This window comes from Cupriavidus necator A5-1 (genome assembly GCF_000744095.1).
Classification (GTDB): domain Bacteria; phylum Pseudomonadota; class Gammaproteobacteria; order Burkholderiales; family Burkholderiaceae; genus Cupriavidus; species Cupriavidus necator_A.
The window spans coordinates 74,369-93,150 of sequence record NZ_JQLI01000008.1 but is presented as its reverse complement, the minus strand read 5'-3'; the positions used below and the strand labels follow the sequence as shown (position 1 = coordinate 93,150).

At 67.7% G+C, this 18,782-nt stretch carries 16 protein-coding genes; 4 read left to right on the top strand and 12 right to left on the bottom strand.

What is annotated here, in order from left to right:
* Positions 1-83: 83 nt before the first annotated feature.
* The 4 genes from K307_RS24705 to gcl form a co-directional block, all read right to left on the bottom strand.
* The gene (locus tag K307_RS24705) at positions 84-1,406 is read right to left on the bottom strand and encodes a glycerate kinase type-2 family protein (protein ID WP_042883519.1); all 1,323 of its coding nucleotides are present in this window, start codon (positions 1,404-1,406) and stop codon (positions 84-86) included.
* 77 nt (positions 1,407-1,483) lie between these two features.
* Positions 1,484-2,398 (bottom strand): 2-hydroxy-3-oxopropionate reductase, encoded by a 915-nt coding sequence (glxR, locus tag K307_RS24700; protein ID WP_042883518.1) that lies wholly within the window; start codon positions 2,396-2,398, stop codon positions 1,484-1,486.
* A gap of 272 nt (positions 2,399-2,670) precedes the next feature.
* A complete protein-coding gene (gene hyi, locus K307_RS24695) occupies positions 2,671-3,453 on the bottom strand; it encodes a hydroxypyruvate isomerase (RefSeq protein ID WP_042883517.1) in 783 nt (260 codons plus the stop codon).
* 129 nt (positions 3,454-3,582) lie between these two features.
* Positions 3,583-5,367, bottom strand: coding sequence for a glyoxylate carboligase (gcl, locus tag K307_RS24690; protein WP_042883516.1), 1,785 nt, complete (start codon positions 5,365-5,367; stop codon positions 3,583-3,585).
* A 264-nt stretch (positions 5,368-5,631) separates the two neighbouring features.
* Here gcl and K307_RS24685 point away from each other — a divergent pair, with 264 nt between their 5' ends.
* Positions 5,632-6,378 carry a hypothetical protein gene (locus K307_RS24685; protein ID WP_419187176.1) on the top strand — a complete coding sequence of 249 codons (747 nt, stop codon included), beginning with the start codon at positions 5,632-5,634 and terminating at the stop codon, positions 6,376-6,378.
* A 10-nt stretch (positions 6,379-6,388) separates the two neighbouring features.
* Here the strand turns inward: K307_RS24685 and K307_RS24680 are convergent, their stop codons facing one another.
* Complete coding sequence (locus K307_RS24680) at positions 6,389-7,600, bottom strand: M20 aminoacylase family protein (protein WP_042883514.1); 1,212 nt, start codon at positions 7,598-7,600, stop codon at positions 6,389-6,391.
* Between the two features lie 26 nt (positions 7,601-7,626).
* Positions 7,627-8,946, bottom strand: a complete 1,320-nt coding sequence (locus tag K307_RS24675) for an MFS transporter (RefSeq protein ID WP_042883513.1) — start codon at positions 8,944-8,946, stop codon at positions 7,627-7,629.
* A gap of 364 nt (positions 8,947-9,310) precedes the next feature.
* On the opposite strand from K307_RS24675, the gene K307_RS24670 reads away from it, so the two are divergent.
* The 3 genes from K307_RS24670 (at position 9,311) to K307_RS24660 (ending at position 11,636) form a co-directional block, all read left to right on the top strand.
* A complete protein-coding gene (locus K307_RS24670; protein WP_042883512.1) occupies positions 9,311-10,261 on the top strand; it encodes a LysR family transcriptional regulator in 951 nt (316 codons plus the stop codon).
* A gap of 63 nt (positions 10,262-10,324) precedes the next feature.
* Complete coding sequence (locus K307_RS24665) at positions 10,325-11,245, top strand: LysR family transcriptional regulator (RefSeq protein ID WP_042883511.1); 921 nt, start codon at positions 10,325-10,327, stop codon at positions 11,243-11,245.
* A gap of 13 nt (positions 11,246-11,258) precedes the next feature.
* On the top strand, positions 11,259-11,636 hold the full coding sequence (locus tag K307_RS24660) for a DUF2784 domain-containing protein (RefSeq protein WP_042883510.1): 378 nt from the start codon (positions 11,259-11,261) through the stop codon (positions 11,634-11,636).
* A 10-nt stretch (positions 11,637-11,646) separates the two neighbouring features.
* On the opposite strand, the gene K307_RS24655 is transcribed toward K307_RS24660, so the two are convergent.
* From K307_RS24655 to K307_RS24630, 6 genes are all read right to left on the bottom strand, one after another.
* Positions 11,647-12,483 (bottom strand): crotonase/enoyl-CoA hydratase family protein, encoded by an 837-nt coding sequence (locus tag K307_RS24655; protein WP_042883509.1) that lies wholly within the window; start codon positions 12,481-12,483, stop codon positions 11,647-11,649.
* Between the two features lie 29 nt (positions 12,484-12,512).
* On the bottom strand, positions 12,513-14,174 hold the full coding sequence (locus K307_RS24650) for a long-chain-fatty-acid--CoA ligase (protein WP_042883508.1): 1,662 nt from the start codon (positions 14,172-14,174) through the stop codon (positions 12,513-12,515).
* A gap of 80 nt (positions 14,175-14,254) precedes the next feature.
* Entirely contained in the window at positions 14,255-15,040 is a 786-nt protein-coding gene (locus K307_RS24645; protein WP_042883507.1) for an enoyl-CoA hydratase-related protein, read from the bottom strand.
* A gap of 52 nt (positions 15,041-15,092) precedes the next feature.
* On the bottom strand, positions 15,093-15,896 hold the full coding sequence (locus tag K307_RS24640; protein ID WP_042883506.1) for an SDR family oxidoreductase: 804 nt from the start codon (positions 15,894-15,896) through the stop codon (positions 15,093-15,095).
* A 610-nt stretch (positions 15,897-16,506) separates the two neighbouring features.
* Entirely contained in the window at positions 16,507-17,199 is a 693-nt protein-coding gene (locus K307_RS24635; protein WP_042883505.1) for a GntR family transcriptional regulator, read from the bottom strand.
* 48 nt (positions 17,200-17,247) lie between these two features.
* Positions 17,248-18,654, bottom strand: a complete 1,407-nt coding sequence (locus K307_RS24630; protein WP_042883504.1) for a C4-dicarboxylate transporter DctA — start codon at positions 18,652-18,654, stop codon at positions 17,248-17,250.
* Positions 18,655-18,782 lie beyond the last annotated feature (128 nt).

The window sequence follows — 18,782 nt, the reverse complement described above, 5'->3', positions numbered from 1 at the left end:
CGGCGCGCCACATGGCGCGCCAGATGATGCTGTTCGGGTGAACGACTGGTTCGGTACGGCTTTGCTGCGGTGCTGCGGACGGCTTACACGATCAGGATGGCGCGGAAGTCGTTCACGTTGGTACGGGTCGGTCCGGTAACGATCAGGTCGTCCAGGCCGGCAAAGAAGCCGTAGCCGTCGTTGTTGTCCAGGTGCGCGCGCGCCGACAGCCCGCGCGCGACGGCACGGGTCAGCGTGTCGGGCGACAGCAAGGCGCCGGCGTTGTCCTCGGAGCCGTCGATGCCATCGGTATCGCAGGCGATCGCATGCACGCCGGCCAGGCCGTCGAGCGCCACCGCCAGCGACAGCAGGAACTCGGCGTTGCGCCCGCCGCGGCCCTTGCCGCGCACCGTCACCGTGGTCTCGCCACCGGAGAGCAGCACGCACGGCTTGCTGAAGGGCTGGCCGCGCTGCGCGACCTGGCGCGCGATCGCAGCGTGGACTTCGGCCACCTCGCGTGCTTCGCCTTCGATGCAGTCAGACAGGATGTGGGCTTCATAGCCGAGTTCGCGCGCACGCGCGGCGGCGGCTTCGAGCGATTGCTGCGCGGTGGCCAGCGTCGCGTTGCGGTGGCCTTCGAAACGGGCGTCGCCGGGCTTGGGCGTTTCGCCCGCGCCGCTTTCCAGATGCGCGCGCACGTTGGCCGGCACGTCGATGCCGTACTTGGCGATGACGGCCAGCGCATCGGCGCAGGTGGTCGCGTCGGGCAGCGTCGGGCCGCTCGCGATCAGCGTGGGATCATCGCCGGGGATATCGGAAATCAAGAGCGTCTCGACGCGGGCCGGCGCGCAGTGCAGCGCCAGGCGGCCGCCCTTGAGCGCGGACAGGTGCTTGCGCACGCAGTTCATCTCGCCGATGCTCGCGCCACTCTTGAGCAGTGCCTTGTTGACCGCCTGCTTGTCGGCCAGCGAGAGGCCGGGTGCGGGTGCGGCCAGCAGCGCGGAGCCGCCGCCGGAAATCAGGCACAGCACCAGGTCATCAGCGGTCAGGCCCTGCACCAGTTCCACCATGCGCTGCGCAGCGCGCGCGCCGGCCTCATCGGGAACGGGGTGCGCGGCTTCCACGACTTCGATGCGCTTGCAGTCGGCACCATGGCCGTAGCGCGTCACCACCAGTCCGGACAGCTCGCCTTGCCAGTTCGCCTCGACCGCTTGCGCCATCGCGGCGGCGGCCTTGCCGGCGCCGATCACCACCGTGCGCCCCTTGGGCGGCACGGGCAGGTGCGGCGGCAGGCAATGGCTGGCGCTGACCGCGGCGACGGCGGTATCGAACAGGTCGCGCAGCAGCGCGCGGGGATTGAGCTGCCCGGGATGGGCTGCCGTGCGCTGGGGCGACAGCAGGGCGGCTTGGGGTTCGGTGACGAGCATGTGGGGTCCTGGTACTGACGGGGTACTGACAGCGAAAGCGTGTCGTCCCCGCGGGGCGGGGACGACGATGGTGCTGCTTACTTGGCGATCTGGTGGTTCGACATGATTTCGATCGCGCGGCACAGTGCCGAGTGGTCCTGCTTGCCCAGGCCGTTCGCGGAACAAGTATTGAACAGTTCCTGCGCGGTGGCGGTGTTGGGCAGCGCCACGCCCAGCGCCTTGGCGCCCTGCAGCGCCAGGTTCAGGTCCTTCTGGTGCAGTTCGATGCGAAAGCCCGGGTCGAAGGTGCGCTTGACCATGCGCTCGCCGTGCACTTCCAGGATGCGCGAGGCCGCGAAGCCACCCATTAGCGCCTGGCGCACCTTGGCCGGATCGGCGCCCGCCTTGGAGGCAAACAGCAGCGCTTCGGACACGGCCTGGATGTTCAGCGCGACGATAATCTGGTTGGCCACCTTGGTGGTCTGGCCGTCGCCGTTGCCGCCCACCAGGGTGACGTTCTTGCCCATCAGGTCGAACAGCGGCTTGACCTGGTCGAAGGCTTCCTGCGGGCCGCCGACCATGATGGTCAGCGAAGCGGCCTTGGCGCCCACTTCACCGCCCGACACCGGTGCGTCCAGGTACGAGGCGCCCAGCTTGTTGATGCGTGCGGCGAAGTCCTTGGTCGCGATCGGCGAGATCGAGCTCATGTCGACCACGATCTTGCTGTAGCTGGCTTCCTTGCCGGCGGTCTTCAGCGCGGCGGCAACGCCCTTGTCGGCAAACAGCACGGCTTCCACGTGCGGGGTGTCCGGCACCATGATGACGATGATGTCGGCACGCTTGGCGACTTCCTCGGCGCTAGTGCAGACGGTCACGCCTGCATCGACCAGCGCTTGCGGGGCCGGGTTGACGTCGTGGACGAACAGCGTGTGGCCGGCGGCGCGCAGGTGGCCCGCCATCGGTGCGCCCATGATGCCCAGGCCGATGAAGCCGACGTTGCGTTGGTTTGCCATGTGATGTCTCCTCAAGTTAGAAAAAGCGAAATCGAAGCCAGCGGTGTTGGGTGCTCCCAAGCCGCCCGAGCTGGCCTAAGCAAGGTGTTCCCCCTCTCCCCTCAGGGGGAGAGGGTTGGGGTGAGGGGTGGGCTAGCTAGGAGCCACATCAAGCGGGGCCTTCGGTTTTAACTCGCAGGCCTCAGCCTTTGACGCTCCTGCCCTCTCCCCCGCCCCTCTCCCGCAAGCGGGAGAGGGGAGCAAACAAGCAGCATTTGAAAGGCGACGGGCAGTTACTGCACGCCGTGCGCGGCGCGCCAGCCCAGCCCTTCTTCGGTGGTGGTCTTCGGCTTGTACTCGCACCCGATCCAGCCGGTGTACCCAATCTCGTCCAGGAACTTGAACAGGTACTGGTAGTTCAGCTCGCCCGTGCCCGGCTCGTTGCGGCCCGGGTTGTCGGCCAGCTGCACGTGCTTGATCTTCGGCAGGTTGGCCTTGATGGTGTTGGCGATTTCGCCTTCCATGCGCTGCATGTGATAGATGTCGTACTGCACGTACAGGTTGGGCGCGTTGACCTGGTTGATCAGGTCGACGGCCTGCTGCGTGCGCGACAGGAAGAAGCCGGGGATGTCGAAGGTATTGATCGGCTCGACCAGCAGGTCGATATGCTCCGCGGCCAGTGCGCTGGCGGCGAAGCGCAGGTTTTCCACCAGCGTTTCCTGCGCCTGTTCGCGCTTGACGTTCTGCGGCAGGATGCCGACCAGGCAGTTGAGCTGGCGCACGCCCAGCACCTTGGCGTACTTGATGGCCTCGCCCACGCCGTCCTGGAATTCGCCCACGCGATCCGGATGGCAGGCAATACCGCGCTCGCCCGCGTCCCACTTGCCCGCGGGCAGGTTGTGCAGCACCAGGTCCAGCTGGAAACGATTCAGGCGGTCAGCAATCTGGTCCGCATGGAATGCGTAAGGGAACAGGAATTCCACGCCGCGGAAGCCCGCGCGCGCGGCGGCTTCGAAGCGGTCGAGAAAGCCCACTTCGTTGAACAGCATGGTGAGGTTGGCCGCAAGTTTCGTCATTTGTCATCTCCTGTGACTTGGTTTTTGTTCGTCGTTCCCGCGCTGGCGGGAACCCAGTGACTTTGAAAGGCGCTGGATCCCCGCGTGCGCGGGGATGACGTGCTGGTCCTGCAGGGGGCGGGAAGCGTCTTACGCCGTTTCCACTTCTTCGGTCAGGATCGCCTCGTCGGCTTCCTCGATGTCTTCGATGGGTTCGAACTCGTTGATGTTGTCGATCTCGGTGCCCATCGCGATATTGGTCACGCGCTCCAGGATCACCTCGACCACCACCGGCACCGAGAACTCCGCCATCAGGTCGCGCGCCTCGGCAAAGGCCGGGGCGATGTCTTCCGGCTTGAACACGCGGATCGCCTTGCAGCCCAGGCCTTCGACCACCTTGACGTGGTCGACGCCGTAGCCGTTCAGTTCAGGCGAGTTGACGTTGTCGAAGGCCAGCTGCACGCAGTAGTCCATCTCGAAGTTGCGCTGCGCCTGGCGGATCAGGCCGAGGTAGGAGTTGTTCACCACCACGTGGATATACGGCACCTTGAATTGCGCGGCCACGGCCAGTTCTTCGATCATGAACTGGAAGTCGTAGTCGCCCGAGATCGCCACCACGTCCGAATCCGGCGAAGCGGTCTTCACGCCGATCGCGGCCGGGATGGTCCAGCCCAGCGGGCCGGCCTGGCCGCAGTTGATCCAGTGGCGCGGCTGGTTGACCGACAAGAACTGCGCAGCAGCGATCTGCGACAGGCCGATGGTGCTGACATAACGCACGTCGCGCGGGAAGTACTGGTTCATCTCGCGATACACGCGCTGCGGCTTGACCGGCACGTTATCGAAGTCGCTCTTGCGCTGCATGGTGCGGCGGCGCTTCTGCACATCGGCGACCCACGACTTGCGGCACGGCAGGCGGCCGGCCATCTTCATTTCGCGGGCGACTTCGACGAACAGTTCCAGCGCGGCCTTGGCGTCGGACACGATGCCCAGGTCCGGGCCGAACACGCGGCCGATCTGGGTGGGCTCAATATCGACATGCACGAACTTGCGGCCCTTGGTGTAGACGTCGACGCTGCCGGTGTGGCGGTTGGCCCAGCGGTTGCCGATGCCCATCACGAAGTCTGAAGCCAGCAGCGTGGCGTTGCCATAGCGGTGCGAGGTCTGCAGGCCGACCATGCCGGCTTGCAGCGGGTGGTCGTCGGCCAGCACGCCCCAGCCCATCAGCGTCGGCACCACCGGCACGTTGACCAGCTCGGCGAACTCGACCAGCAGCTCGGACGCGTCAGCGTTGATCACGCCGCCGCCGCACACGATCAGCGGGCGCTCGGCCGCGTTGAGCATGGCGATGGCCTTCTCGATCTGGGCGCGCGAGGCGGCCGGCTTGTACGGCTGCAGCGACTGGTAGGTGTCGGGATCGAATTCGATCTCGGCGACCTGCACGTCGAATGGCAGGTCGATCAGCACCGGGCCCGGACGGCCGGAGCGCATGATGTGGAACGCCTGCTGGAACACTTGGGGCACCAGCGCCGGCTCGCGCACGGTGACGGCCCACTTGGTCACGGGCTTGGCGATCGACTCGATGTCGACGGCCTGGAAGTCTTCCTTGTACAGGCGCGCACGCGGGGCCTGGCCGGTGATGCAAAGGATGGGGATCGAATCCGCCCAGGCCGAGTACAGACCGGTGATCATGTCGGTGCCGGCAGGGCCCGAGGTGCCGACGCAGACGCCGATATTGCCCGGCTCGGCACGGGTGTAGCCCTCGGCCATGTGCGAGGCGCCTTCGACGTGGCGGGCCAGCACGTGGTTGATGTTGCCCGACTTGCGCATCGCCGAGTAGAACGGGTTGATCGCCGCGCCGGGCACGCCGAACGCCGTGGTCACGCCTTCCTTCTCCAGAACCGCGATGGCCGCGTCGATTGCTCTCATCTTTGCCATGATCTTGTCTCCAATGGTGGTGGGATTCGCATTGGAGTCGATCCTATTCCCCCAACCGGGGTGGGATAAACAGAAGGACGATCAGTTGATTCGATACCCTGTGTATGGAATATGGCCATGGAAGCCTGATGGGATGGTCGCCAGTGCCACGCCGGCGTATGCAATTGGGTATGTGGTGTGATGAACCGGCCACGCAGCGCAATGGTGAGTACGCCCGGGCCCGCGCCACGTGGCGTCTATCCGGCACGTGCGCAAGCGGCGAAAATGGCAGCATTCCCTCGCCGCGCCCCGACCATGTATTCCAGGCTACCGCCGTCCTACGAACTGCTTGAAGCCCTTGAGGCGCGCACCGCCGCGGCGCCCGCGCCGGCCGGCGGCCTCGCGCGCGCGCTGTGGCTCGGCTTTATCGCCGCGCTGGTGGCGACCCTGCTCTGCGGCGGTGCGCTTGCGGTCTGGCGGCTGTGGCTGAAGCACCCGGTGCCACTGTGGTCGCTGCGCACTTTCGAGGCGCTGCTGGCGCTGGCGGCCGCCTGCTACGTGGCTACGGGGCTGGCGCGTACCGGCACGGTGCTGGCCAGGCTGCGCAACCCGCTGCGCTGGCAGGCGGCAGAGATGGACCGCCAGCGCGCGGCCGAAGACGCGCTGCTGCGGCAGCTCGCGCGCATACCGCCGGCGCAGCTGGAAGCGCGGCAGCGGCGCGTGGCCTTGCAGCTGCGGCTATGGGAGGGGGCGGCGCGCACCGTGGGGCTGCTGCTGGCACTGGCGCCTGCCGCCGTGGTGCTGGCCAGCGCCTGGCGCACGCTGCCGCGTCCGGAGCAGACCGTGCCGATGCTGCTGTGGGGCTATGGGGTGATGCTGGTCACCGGCGGTGCCAGCTACCTGTACCTGCATGTGCAATGCAGCCGGCCGTTGCGGCGGCTGGCTTACGTGCTGGGCGAGGCCGCGCAAATGAATGCCGCGCTGGACGCGCGCCGGGCGCAACGCGCCGGCGCGGCGCCGCAGCAGGCGTGATCGGGCGTGATCAGGCCGTAAGGTAGGTCTGCACCAGCCGCACCCAGGCCGCCGCGCCCAGCGGCAGCACCGCGTCGTTGAAGTCGTAGCCGGGGTTGTGCACCATGCAGCCGCCGAACTCGCCTTCGCCGTTGCCCAGGATCAGGTAGCAGCCGGGCACCGCGTTCAGCATCCACGCAAAGTCCTCGCTGCCGTTGAGTCCCTTCGGCGCCTGCGTGACCACGTTGCCGGCGCCGACCAGCTCGGTGCAGACGCGCTGCGCCAGCAGCGTCTCGGCCTCGGCGTTGACCATCGGCGGCGTGAGCTGGCGGTAGTCGATCTCCGCTTCCACGCCATGCGCCTGCGCGGTCAGCGCGACGATCTCGCGGATGCGCTGCTCGACCAGCGCGCGCGTCTCGGGCCGCGCGGCACGCACGTTGAGCCCCAGGGTCACGGTTTCAGGGATCACGTTGTGCGTGGCGCCGCCGCGGATAAAGCCGACCGACACCACCGCGGTATCGTCCGGCGCGACATTGCGCGCCACCACCGTCTGCAGCGCGGTGACGATGGCCGCCGCCGCCGCGATCGGGTCGCGCGCGCGGTGCGGCATTGCGCCGTGCCCGCCAACGCCGCGCACGGTCACGTCGGCCACGTCCGACGACAGGCTCACCGGTCCCGGCAGCACGCGGAAGGAACCCGCGGGCACGCCCGGCATGTTGTGCAGCGCGAAGATCGCATCGCACGGAAAGCGCTCGAACAACCCGTCCTCGATCATCGCGCGCGCGCCGCACAGGTTCTCTTCGTCGGGCTGGAAGATCAGGTTGAGCGTGCCGTCAAAGTCAGGCTTGTCGGCGATCGCCTTGGCCGCGGCCAGCAGGATCGCGGTATGGCCGTCGTGGCCGCATGCGTGCATCTTGCCGGGCACGCGGCTGGCGTAGGGCAGGCCGGTGGCCTCGACGACGGGCAGCGCATCCATGTCGGCGCGGATGCCGAGGCGGCGCGTGCCGCTGCCGCGCTTTAGTTGCCCCACCACGCCGCTCCTGCCGATGCCGGTGTGCACCTCGTATCCCCATTCGGCCAGCAGCGTTGCCACCAGCTTGCTGGTCGCGCCCACTTCGAAGCCCAGCTCCGGCTGCGCGTGGATCTGGCGACGGATGCCGACGAAGGTGTCGGCGTCGATGCCGATGGCGGGCAGCAGGTGCGGCAGGTACTGGAACGGCTTGAGCGTCGGTGCGCGGGTCATGGGTCGGTTCTCCGGAATGGTTGGATTCAGTGGGCGCGGGTTTCGCGGATGCGCAATACGGCCAGCAGCGTGATCACGCCGCAGACCAGCATGTAGAAGGCGGGCGACATCGGGTTGCCGGTGCGCGCCAGCATCCACGTCACGATGAACTGCGACGAGCCGCCGAACACGGTCACGCCCACGCTGTAGATCACCGACAGGCCGCTGGCACGCACGCCGGCGGGCAGCATCTCCAGCATCATCAGGAACATCGGCGTGGTGCCGAGGTTGACCAGCGCGGTCAGCAAAGCCGACACGCACAGCACCAGCGGCACGCTCGGGTAGGCATTGATCAGCCAGAAAGCCGGGTACACCGCAAGCATGCTGAGTACCAGCGAGGCCACCACCAGCGGCTTGCGCGCGGTGAGCCGGTCAGCCAGGCGGCCGGCAAACAGCGATACCGCCGTCAGCGTCAGCCCGGTGACGCAGCCCGACAGGAACGACAGCGACGCCGGCATATGCAGCACGCGGATCATGTAGGTGGGCATGAAGAACACCACCAGGTACATGGTGGCGGTGCCCGCGGTGGTCGCCAGGATGCCCTTGAGCACGGTGGCCCAGTGATTGCGGAACAGCTCGCCGAGCGGGCTGGGCGCGTGGGCATCGGCCTGGTGGGTTTCATCGAGATGCGCGCGGATATACAGCCCCACCGGCGCGATCAGCAGGCCCACCAGGAAGGGCAGGCGCCAGCCCCAGCTTTCCAGTGAGGCGGTGGGCAGCACGGCATACAACGTGGCGCCGGTCAGCGCGCCCAGCAGCGCCGAGATGCCCTGGCTGCCGAGTTGCCAGCTTACGCGCCAGCCGCGGCCTTTGACGCCGCCGGCCTCCATCAGCATCGCGGTGGAGGCACCGATCTCGCCGCCGAGCGAAAAGCCCTGCAGCAGCCGGCCGGCCAGGATCATCAGCGAGCCGAAGATGCCGGCCGACGCATACGGCGGCGCCAGCGCGATGCACAGCGTGCCCGCCACCATCAGGCCGATAGTCAGCGTCATCGCCGCCTTGCGTCCGCGCCGGTCGGCGTAGCTGCCGATCACCACGCCGCCGAGCGGGCGCATCACGAAGCCGATGCCGAACGTGGCCACCGCCAGCAGCAGCGAACCATAGGGGCTGTCGGACGGGAAGAACAGCTTGCCGATCAGCAGCGAGAAGAAGCTGTAGACGGTGAAGTCGAACATCTCCAGCGCATTGCCCAGCGAGCACGCCGCGATCAGGCGGAACTGGCTTTGCTTGCGGGGAGCGCTGGCGGCAGCGGTGGTAGCGGGCGCGGCCGCGACGCTGGCGGGCGTCGCGAGAGTGGCGTCGTTCATGCAAGGTCTCCACGAATTGGTGGGGGGCTGCACGCACGGCGGACCGGTGTTGTCGTGGCCCGGTGAGCAGGATTGGCTTCGCGCGGCAGTCAGGTTGGCAACCTGTGGCGCTGAGTATTCAGGCAAACGGGCCGGGACAAAAAATCATATATTTTCATCCTGATAACCAGATCGAATCACCGTCATAACCGGTGCTGTCCCGGTATCGGGAAAACTACTGAAGGGGGCCGGCAAAGCCTTGACGGGCGCGGGTCGGCCACGGAAGTGCGCGGCGCAGCGCCTCGGCGCGTGGCGCCCTTGGCTGGGGCACGCCGCCCCGCGCCGGGGCATTGGGCACGGCAACCTGGCACAGGAAGCAAGAACGATGAAGCTGCATCAACTGCGGGTCCTGCTGGCCGTGGCCGAGCACGGCAGCATCCACGAGGCGGCGCGCGCGCTGCATATCTCGCAGCCGGCGCTGTCCAAGGCGATCGCCGAGCTGGAGCGCGAGCTGGGCGTCACGCTGCTGTCGCGCTCGGTGCGCGGCGTCAGCCTGACCGCATATGGGCTGGCGCTGGTCAAGCGCGCCAGCGTGGTCGAGCAGGAGCTGCGGCATGCGCTGGAAGACATCGAATCGATCCGCGGCCATGCCGAGGCCGAGCTGAACATCGGCTTCACCGCGGTGGCGTCGAGCGGTCCGCTGCCCGCGGCCATGGCGGCATTCCGGCAACGCTTCCCGAACGTGACGTTGCGCGCCTTTGAGCTGCGGCCGCAGCAGATCCAGGAAGGCCTGCGTGAAGGACGGCTGGACCTGGGGCTGATTTCGACCAACAGCGGTCCGGGCTCGGCCTCGCTGCAATGGGAGCCGCTGTTCTCGGTCGGCATGAAGCTGGCGGTGCGCGCCGGGCACCCGCTGCGGCGCACGCGCCGGTTGCGGCCGCTGCAGGACGCCGACTGGCTGGTGCTGGACCCGATCGACGATGCCGGCAGCCCACTGGCCAGCCTGATGCGGCTGCACCGGATGGAAATGCCGCGCCGGGTGGTGCAGAGCGCGTCCAACCTGCTCGGCCTGCAGCTGGCCACGCGAACCGACCTGATCAGCATGTGGTCGGACTTTGTCTTCCATGGCACCGGCGGCCCGCTGCAGCTGGCCAGCGACCAGCTGGTGCCGCTGCCGATCCAGGACGAGCTGCCGGATTTCCGCGTGTTCCTGGTCTATCGCTCGGTCGACCTGATGACGCACGTGTGCGCCGAATTCAGCCGCGAAGTGCGGCATTGTGCTCACGAGCGCAGTGACGCGCCCCCGGCCATGCGTCGCGCCCGATCCGCTTCATAAGCGCCGCCGGGGTGCCATGGCGGCGCCGATGCCGCACAATGGCGCCCGGGAGACAAATACCAGATGGACAAACTCAAGCAAATCGAAGCCTTTATCGCCGTGGTGGAGCACGGCAGCATGGCGGCCGCGGCGCTCACGCAGAACGTGACGCCGGTGATGATCGGCCGTCGCATCAACGCGCTGGAAGCGCGCATCGGCGTCAAGCTGCTGCACCGCTCCACGCGCCGCATCGCCGTGACCGAGCAGGGCGCGGTCTTCATGGAGCAGTGCAAGCAGGCGCTGGCCGACCTGGACCGCGCCGAGATGCTGATCGCCGAAGGCAAGCACAAGGCCACCGGCCACCTGATCGTGTCGGCGCCGGCCGCGTTCGGCCGCAAGCACGTGGCGCCGCACGCGCCGGCCTTCCTCGCCGCCAATCCGGAAGTGCAGATCTCCTTCAACCTGACCGACCGCGTGGTCGACCTGGTCCGCGAAGGCTATGACGTGGGCATCCGCATCGGCGGTGCGATCGATCCGAACTTTGTCGCGATCAAGCTCGCGTCCAACAAGCGCGTGGTGTGCGGCACGCCGGCGTACTTCGCCAAGTACGGCGTGCCGCAGACGCTGGACGACCTGGAGCACCACAACTGCCTGGCGTTCAACCTGCAGGGCGGCCAGCAACGCGGCTGGTACTTCAGCCAGAACGGCAAGACCGTGACGGTGCGCGTCAACGGCAACCTCGACTGCAACGACGGCGAGCTGCTGCACCGCTGGACCGGCGAGGGCCTGGGGCTGGGCTGGCGTTCGACCTGGGAGATCCTGCCGCAACTCGAGAGCGGTGAGCTGATCACCGTGCTCGACGAATACGCGCTGCCCGCTTACGACATCCTGGCCGTGTACCCGCAGCAGCGTCCGGTGCCGGCCAAGATCCGTTTCTTTATCGAGCACCTGAAGGCGCAGTTCGCGCGGCCCGGCTACTGGATGGCGGCCGGGAACGGGGACTGACGGGCGGCCGACGATGATGACAGCCTGGCTCGCCGACCTCGTCGTCGTGGTGCACGGGCTGTTTGTCCTGTTCGTGGTGGCGGGCGGCCTGCTGGCGTTGCGCTGGCCGCGCGTGGCGTGGCTGCACCTGCCCGCGGCGGTGTGGGGCGTGCTGATCGAATGGTCCGGCTGGATCTGCCCGCTGACGCCGCTGGAAAACACGCTGCGGCATGCCGCAGGGCAGGCCGGCTACAGCGGCGGCTTTGTCGAGCGCTACCTGCTACCGCTGATCTATCCGGCAGGGCTCACCCCGGCGGTCCAGCTATGGCTGGGCCTGGTGGTGCTGGTGGTCAACGTGGCGATCTACGCGCTGTGGTGGCGCCGCCGGCGGGCCGTGCGGCGTCATCACTGAGCGTTGCGTTTCAGCGCGCGGAATCGAAGCGCGGCGCGCGTTTTTCCATATTGGCGAGCACCGCCTCGCGCTGGTTGGGAGAGCCGATCAACCGGTCCTGTTCGTCCGACTCGGACTGCAGGATCTGAGCGTTGTCGCCGCGCTCCACCACCGCCATCAGCCGCTTGGCGGCGCGGATCGCGTCGGGGCTCTTCAGCGCGACCTGGCGCGCGGCTTCCAGCGCGGCGGCACGCGGGTCGTCCGCGACGTAGGTGCCCAGGCCAAGCGCGCAGGCTTCGGTACCGCTCAGCACGCGCGCACTGTAGATCAACTCGCGCAGCACGTCAGGGCGGACCAGCCCGCGCGTCAGCACCATGCCGGCCATGTCGGGCACCAGGCCCCACTTCATTTCCATCACCGACAGCTTGGTGTCGGGCGCGACGTACCGCACATCCGCGCCCAGCGCTACCTGCAACCCGCCGCCGAAGGCAACGCCGTGCAACGCGGCGAACACCGGGACCGGCAACTCGCGCCACACCATGCAGGCGTATTGCGGGCGATTGGAAATGCCGTGGGTGCGCTTGCCAAGGCGGCCGGCGCCGATGCTGTCGTTATGCGCTTCCCCGCCGCCGGCCGACACCATGCCTGCCATGCGGCCCATGTCGAGGCCTGCGCAGAAGGCGCGGCCTTCGCCAGACAGCACCACCGCTCGCAGGTCCGGCGTGCGGGCCAGCTGCTCGCCGGTTTCGATCAGGGCGTCGAACATCGCCTGGTCGAGCGCGTTCATCTTGTCGGGGCGGTTCAGGCGGACGTCGGCGACGCCGCCTTCGAGCGTCACGAGGATTCGTTCGTTGCTGCTGGCGCTCATGCGCGGGCTCCTTGGATACGGGTTTGGGGTTATGCCGTGTGCGCGGTGTCAGCGGTCGGCAGTACATAGTCGCGATAGGTCTCGCGCAGCTTCACCTTCAGCAGCTTGCCGGTGGCGGTATGGGGCAGTGCATCGACGAACACGACGTCGTCGGGCACCCACCAGCGCACCATCTTGCCGGCAACGTAGTCCAGCAGCTCGGCCGCGCTGACGTCGTGGCCGGCGCGCTTTACTGCCACCAGCAGCGGGCGCTCCTGCCATTTGGGATGCGGCACGCCGATCACCGCGGCTTCGGCTACGGCGGGGTGGCCCATGGTGGCGTTCTCGACGTCGATCGAGGAAATCCATTCGCCGCCGGACTTAATCACGTCCTTGGCGCGGTCCACCAGCTGCACGTAGCCGTCAGGGTCGATGTTGGCAACGTCGCCGGTATCGAACCAGCCGTTGTCATCGAGCGCATTCTGTCCGGCCTTGAAATAGCCCGACGCGATCCACGGCCCGCGTACCTTGAGCCGGCCGAAGGCCTTGCCGTCGTGCGGCAGCGCGTTGCCGGCATCGTCCTCGATGCGCAGGTCCACGCCCCACAGCGCGCGGCCCTGCTTGAGCTGCACCTTCAGGCGCGCTGCATCGTCCAGGCCGGCATACTGCGGCAGCAGCGTGTTGATGACACCGATCGGGCTGGTCTCGGTCATGCCCCAGCCCTGCATCAGCCGTGCGCCGAATTGCTTGTCGAAGCGCTCGATCATCGCCGCGGGCGCGGCCGAGCCGCCGACGCCGGCGACCTTGAGCGCCAGCTGTGAAGGATCGATCTCGGGATGCGCATCGAGGTACTTGAACAGCATCAGCCAGACCGTCGGCACGGCGGTGGAGTAGGTCACGCGTTCGTCGCGCAGCAGCCGGTAGACGCTTTCGCCGTCGAGGTGCTGCGCCGGCAGGACCATCTTGGCGCCGTTCATCGCGCAGGCGTAGGGCAAGCCCCACGCGTTGGCGTGGAACAGCGGCACGATCATCAGGACGCTGCTGTCGGGGCCGACGCCGAAGGTATCCGCCGCGCTCGCCTTCAGGCTGTGCAGTACGGTGGAGCGGTGCGAATAGAGCACGCCCTTGGGATTGCCCGTGGTGCCGGAGGTGTAGCAGAGCGAAGACGCGGTGCGTTCGTCGAACTGCGGCCAGTCGTAGGTATCGCTCGCCGCATCGAGCAGGTCTTCGTAGCACAGCGCGTCAGGCACGCCGGCCGCCACCACCGCCGGCATCTGTGCACGGCTGGTCAGCGCGACATAGTGCTGCACGCTGGTGAGCTGCGGCGCAAGCTGCGCTACCAGCGGCGCGAAGGTGGTGTCGAAGCACAGCACGCGGTCTTCGGCGTGGTTGATGATGTAGGCGATCTGCTCGGGAAACAGGCGCGGATTGACGGTATGCAGCACCTCGCCGGAGCCCGATACGCCGAAGTACAACTCAAGGTGCCGGTGCGTGTTCCACGCCAGTGTGCCGACGCGATCGCCCGGCTGCACGCCGAGCGCGGCCAGTGCATTGGCGACGCGTTTCGCGCGCCGGTGCACGGCCTCGTAGTTGCTGCGCACAGTGTCGTCTTCCACCGTGCGCGAGACGATTTCCTGTCTCGGGTGGTACGCCGCGGCGTATTCGATCAGCGAAGAAATCAACAACGGACGGTCCTGCATGAGGCCAAGCATGATGCGTCTCCAGGTGCTGTTTCCCTTGCCTCGGGGACGGCTGTCCCCGGGGGTGCTGCAAACGGCAAATGCGCTGGCGCTCAGCGGCCCTTGAACTGGGGCTTGCGCTTCTCGACGAAAGCGGCCACGCCCTCGCGGCAGTCTTCGCTGCGGCTGGCGCGCGACTGCAGCGTGGCCTCCACCTCCAGTTGCGCGGCCAGGTCGTTGTCGAAGCTCTGGTTGAGCGCTTCCTTGATCAGGCCGTAGGCCATCGTCGGCATGGTGGCCAGGTGCCGCGCCAGCTTGCTGGCCTCGTCCTGCAGCGCGTCGTCGTCATAGAGCTTCCACACCAGGCCGATGCGATGCGCTTCCTCGGCGTCGACTTTCTCGGCCAGGATCGCCAGCGCGCGGGCGCGCATCTCGCCGGCGTAGCGCGGCAGGAAATAGGTGCTGCCGGCATCGGGAATCAGGCCGATCTTGGAAAAGGCCTGCAGGAAGCTGGCCGAGCGGCCCGCCAGCACGACGTCGCCCGCCAGCGCCAGGCTCATGCCGGCACCGGCGGCCACGCCGTTGACCGCCGTGATCACCGGCTTGGGCATCTGGCGCAAAGCCAGGATGATCGGGTGGTAGCGCTCGCGCAGCAGCGCGCCCGAATCGGCCAGGCCGTTGCCGCCGCTCTGGCGCGCGGCCAGGTCGGCACCGGCGCAGAAGCCGCGGCCGGCGCCGGTCAGCAGCACGGCACGCACCTCGGCATCGGCGGCGGCGCGTTCCACGCCTTCGCGCAGTGCGCCCATCAGCTCGGCGTTCATCGCGTTGAGCACGTCGGGGCGGTTCAGGGTCAGCGTGGCCACGCCTTCGCTGGCGTGGTAGAGCACGGGTGCCGTCATGGGTGTTCTCCTTGTTTGTTGGTTCGCGTGACTGGCGGCGTTACTGGTGGCGCTATTGTGGCTTCTTCAGCGCGTCCGCGGAGGCGTCGCCAAGCTTGCTGCCGCCGTCGCAGTCGAGGATGGTGCCGGTGACGTAGCGCGCGTTGTCGCTGCTCAGGTACATCGCCGCGTCGGCGATATCGTCCTTGGTGCCGTAGTCGCGCAGTGCCAGGCGCGCCTTGTAGCGGGCCTCGACCTCGGGCGTCGGCGCCAGCCGCGCCATGCCTTCGGTATCGGCGATCGGGCCGGGCGAGATGCCGTTGACGCGCACGCCGGCCGGGCCCCATTCCATCGCCAGGCACTTGATCAGCATATTGATGCCGGCCTTGGCCGCGCAGGCGTGGGCCTGGAACATCATCGCGTTGACCGCCTGCGGCGCGGTGATGGCGATCAGCGACGAACTCGGCTTGTTGAGGTGGTCGAAGCTGGCACGGAATACGTTGAAGGTGCCGAGCAGGTCGATATCGACCACGGTCTTGAAGGCATTGGCCGACATGCCGACCACCGGCGCGAGGAAGTTGCCCGCCGCGCCCGAGATCACCACGTCGATCGGGCCCAGTTCGTCCCGGGCGCGGGCGAAGGCCGCTTCCACGGCGGCGTAGTCGCGCACGTCGGCGGCCATGCCGATGGCGGTGCCGCCGGCCGCGGTGATGGTATCGGCCGCGGCCTGGATACGCTCGGCGGTGCGGCTGATCAGCGCGAGCTTCGCGCCGGCGCGCGCGAAGCCGTGCGCGATGCCGAGGTTGATGCCGGAAGAAGCGCCGGCGACGAATACGTTCTTGCCGGCGAAGGCGTCTGCGCGGAAGGCACTGGGCATGGAAAGTCCTCTCGATCGATGGTCAGGGCGATGCGTGCCGCGATCCGGCAGGGCAGGATCGTGGCGGGGTGGGGCGGGAAGCGAGTGAGGGTGCTAGCGCCGGCGGCGTGGCGGCCGGGCGGGCGGGCGTTGCGCAGTGGCGCATGACGGGTCTCCATTTTTGCGTTCTGATTACGTCCGCGCGGATGCCCCGGCGGCGCTGGCCTCTGGCTCGGGCCTCCGGCATCCTAACCCGAAGCGGGGGTTCGTTCACGCGCGCCGTCTGCAATGCCAGGCCGCCGCCGGCGCAATAGTGCGGGCGCGGCGGTGGCACCGCCAGCGCGGCCGCAGTCGCCGCAAAGCGCTGGCTGGAAAGGGAAAACGGGATGCCAGGGAGGGGAAGGACACAGGCCCCGGCGGTGCGCCGTTCAGCGCCACGAAAGCCAGTCCTCAGAAAAAAGAAAGCCCGCACACCATTGCAGCGTGCGGGCGGCCTCCCGGCGATGAGGCGCGGAAGGCGGAGTGCTCATGAAGTGCGCCCCCGCGTCTTCATGGCGAGGACAAGTGTGCGCGCGGAGGGCGCGCGCTGCTTTGACTCACGTCAAGCGCGAGTCAGGCGCCTCGGAATCGATCAGGCCAGCAGTGCCGCCACCAGGTCCTTGCCCCGCGCCACCGGCGGGGTTTGCTCGAAATGCAGCGCGCCCTCGACATGGCTGAGGTGCTCCACCATCAGCGCGACGGCCCGCTCGACATCGCCGGCACGGGCGGCCTCGATGAACTCGCGATGCTCGTCCGACGAGCACGCCGCGTCGCGGCGCGACTGGTACAGCATGGTGATCACCGCGCTGCGCGTCGACAGCTCGCGCATCATTTCGGTCAGCACGCCGTTGCCGACCACCTCGGCCAACACGATATGGAAGTCGCCCAGCAGCCGGGTGCGCACCTGCGCGTCGTTGCCAGTCAGCGCCTTGCGTTCGGACGCCAGGTGCTTGTCGATGCGCTTGTAGTCGGCCGGGGTCGCCTTGGCGACGAACTCGCGCGCCAGCGCCGCCTCCAGGATGCGGCGCACCGCGAAGACCTCGCGCGCTTCTTCCGCGCTGGGCTTGGCCACGAAGGCCCCCTTGTCCGGCACCATCTGGATGACCTTGTCCTTGGACAGCATCAGCAGCGCCGCGCGCACCTTGGTGCGGCTGACGCGATAGACGCTGGCCAGGGCCTCCTCGCGCAGCTTGGTGCCGGGCGGCAGGCGGTGCGAGACGATCGCCGCGACAATGTCTTCGGCGATCGCTTCAGCGGTCATGTCAGGATCGATATGCTCGGGCATGGCAGCGCACTTGCGCAGAGGCTGCGCGGTAGGGGAGATGCCGTGATTCTAGCGCCCCACGACGGTCCCGGGCACGGCGGCGGGCGAACCGGCACCGGCGCCGTCTTCCGCCATCGCGGCAAGGCCCGCATCCAGGTCGGTCGCCTCGATTTTGCCATCGAGCACGCCATGCGCCCGTGCGCGGTCGATATCCTTCTCCCAGGCCGCCACCACCACGGTCGCCACGCAGTTGCCGATCAGGTTGCCCAGTGCACGCGCGATACCGATAAACCAGTCCACCGACAGCACCAGCACCAGCCCGATCGCCGGAATCGCCGGATGTGCCGACAGCGTCGCCGCCAGGATCACGATGGCCGAGCCCGGGATGCCGTGCGCACCCTTGGAGGTGACCAGCGCCACCGCCAGGATGCCGAGCAGGTCGCCCAGCGCCAGCGGCGTGTTGGTGGCCTGGGCGATGAACACCGCGGCCAGCGTCAGGTAGATCGAGAACGCATCCAGATTGAACGAGTAGCCGGTCGGGATCACCAGGCCCACCACCGACTTCTTGATGCCCATGAACTCCAGCTTCTTCATCACCTGCGGCAGCACGCTGTCGGACGAGGCGGTGCCCAGCACCACCAGCAGCTCCGCGCGCAGGTAGCGGATCAGCTTGATCACCGAGAAGCCGCACACGCGCATGATCGTGCCCAGCACCACCAGCACGAAGATGGTCACCGCGCCGTAGAACAGGAACACCAGGAAACCCAGCTGCTTGAGCGAGCCGATGCCGTACTTGCCCACGGTAAAGGCCACTGCGCCCAGCACGCCCAGCGGCGCGAGCTTGATGATGAAGCCCATCATCTTGAACAGCGTATGCGAGAAGGTGTCGATCAGCTTGACCAGCGGCCGGCCCGGCTCACCCACCAGCGACAGCGCGCAGCCGAACAGAATCGATACCACCAGCACCTGCAGCACGTCGCCATTGGCAAAGGCGCCGAACACGGTATTGGGGATCAGCTTGAGCAGGAAATCGACGGTGCCCTGGTCCTTCACCTTGGTGGCGTTGTCGATATAACCGGCGATGGCCGACGCGTCGAGCGAACGCGGATCGACATTCATGCCGACGCCCGGCTGGAACACATAAGCCAGCAAGATGCCCAGCGCCAGCGCGATGGTGGTGACGATCTCGAAATACACCACCGCCTTGATGCCGACGCGGCCGACCTTCTTCAGTTCGCCGGCGCCGCAGATGCCGGCCACCACCACGCAGAACACGATGGGCCCGATCAGCATCTTGATCAGCTTGATAAAGGCGTCGCCGAGCGGCTTGAGCTTGGCGGCGAACTCAGGAAAAACCAGGCCGAGTGCGGTGCCGATCACCAGGGCGATCAGCACCTGGCCGAACAGCGAGCGGGTAAAGCGGGTGTGCAGGCGAGGGGTGCCCGGGCGGGGCTGCGAGGGAACTGCATGCTGCATGGTTGTCTCCGTGCCGGGCCGGTCCCGCACTTGTCCATTGGCTTGTGCAAGCTGGCCCATCTGATCCAGGAATCACCGGCTGCCCCCGTACTGCTCTGCTGGCTGGTGGGCTGCCGGCCTTACGTTCC

Excerpts from the sequence above, each read along its gene's own strand:
- K307_RS24705 (WP_042883519.1), bottom strand. The coding sequence starts at position 1,406 with ATGCTCGTCACCGAACCCCAAGCCGCCCTGCTGTCGCCCCAGCGCACG.
- glxR (WP_042883518.1), bottom strand. The coding sequence starts at position 2,398 with ATGGCAAACCAACGCAACGTCGGCTTCATCGGCCTGGGCATCATGGGC.
- hyi (WP_042883517.1), bottom strand. The coding sequence starts at position 3,453 with ATGACGAAACTTGCGGCCAACCTCACCATGCTGTTCAACGAAGTGGGC.
- gcl (WP_042883516.1), bottom strand. The coding sequence starts at position 5,367 with ATGGCAAAGATGAGAGCAATCGACGCGGCCATCGCGGTTCTGGAGAAG.
- K307_RS24685 (WP_419187176.1), top strand. The coding sequence starts at position 5,632 with ATGGCAGCATTCCCTCGCCGCGCCCCGACCATGTATTCCAGGCTACCG.
- K307_RS24680 (WP_042883514.1), bottom strand. The coding sequence starts at position 7,600 with ATGACCCGCGCACCGACGCTCAAGCCGTTCCAGTACCTGCCGCACCTG.
- K307_RS24675 (WP_042883513.1), bottom strand. The coding sequence starts at position 8,946 with ATGAACGACGCCACTCTCGCGACGCCCGCCAGCGTCGCGGCCGCGCCC.
- K307_RS24670 (WP_042883512.1), top strand. The coding sequence starts at position 9,311 with ATGAAGCTGCATCAACTGCGGGTCCTGCTGGCCGTGGCCGAGCACGGC.
- K307_RS24665 (WP_042883511.1), top strand. The coding sequence starts at position 10,325 with ATGGACAAACTCAAGCAAATCGAAGCCTTTATCGCCGTGGTGGAGCAC.
- K307_RS24660 (WP_042883510.1), top strand. The coding sequence starts at position 11,259 with ATGATGACAGCCTGGCTCGCCGACCTCGTCGTCGTGGTGCACGGGCTG.
- K307_RS24655 (WP_042883509.1), bottom strand. The coding sequence starts at position 12,483 with ATGAGCGCCAGCAGCAACGAACGAATCCTCGTGACGCTCGAAGGCGGC.
- K307_RS24650 (WP_042883508.1), bottom strand. The coding sequence starts at position 14,174 with ATGCTTGGCCTCATGCAGGACCGTCCGTTGTTGATTTCTTCGCTGATC.
- K307_RS24645 (WP_042883507.1), bottom strand. The coding sequence starts at position 15,040 with ATGACGGCACCCGTGCTCTACCACGCCAGCGAAGGCGTGGCCACGCTG.
- K307_RS24640 (WP_042883506.1), bottom strand. The coding sequence starts at position 15,896 with ATGCCCAGTGCCTTCCGCGCAGACGCCTTCGCCGGCAAGAACGTATTC.
- K307_RS24635 (WP_042883505.1), bottom strand. The coding sequence starts at position 17,199 with ATGCCCGAGCATATCGATCCTGACATGACCGCTGAAGCGATCGCCGAA.
- K307_RS24630 (WP_042883504.1), bottom strand. The coding sequence starts at position 18,654 with ATGCAGCATGCAGTTCCCTCGCAGCCCCGCCCGGGCACCCCTCGCCTG.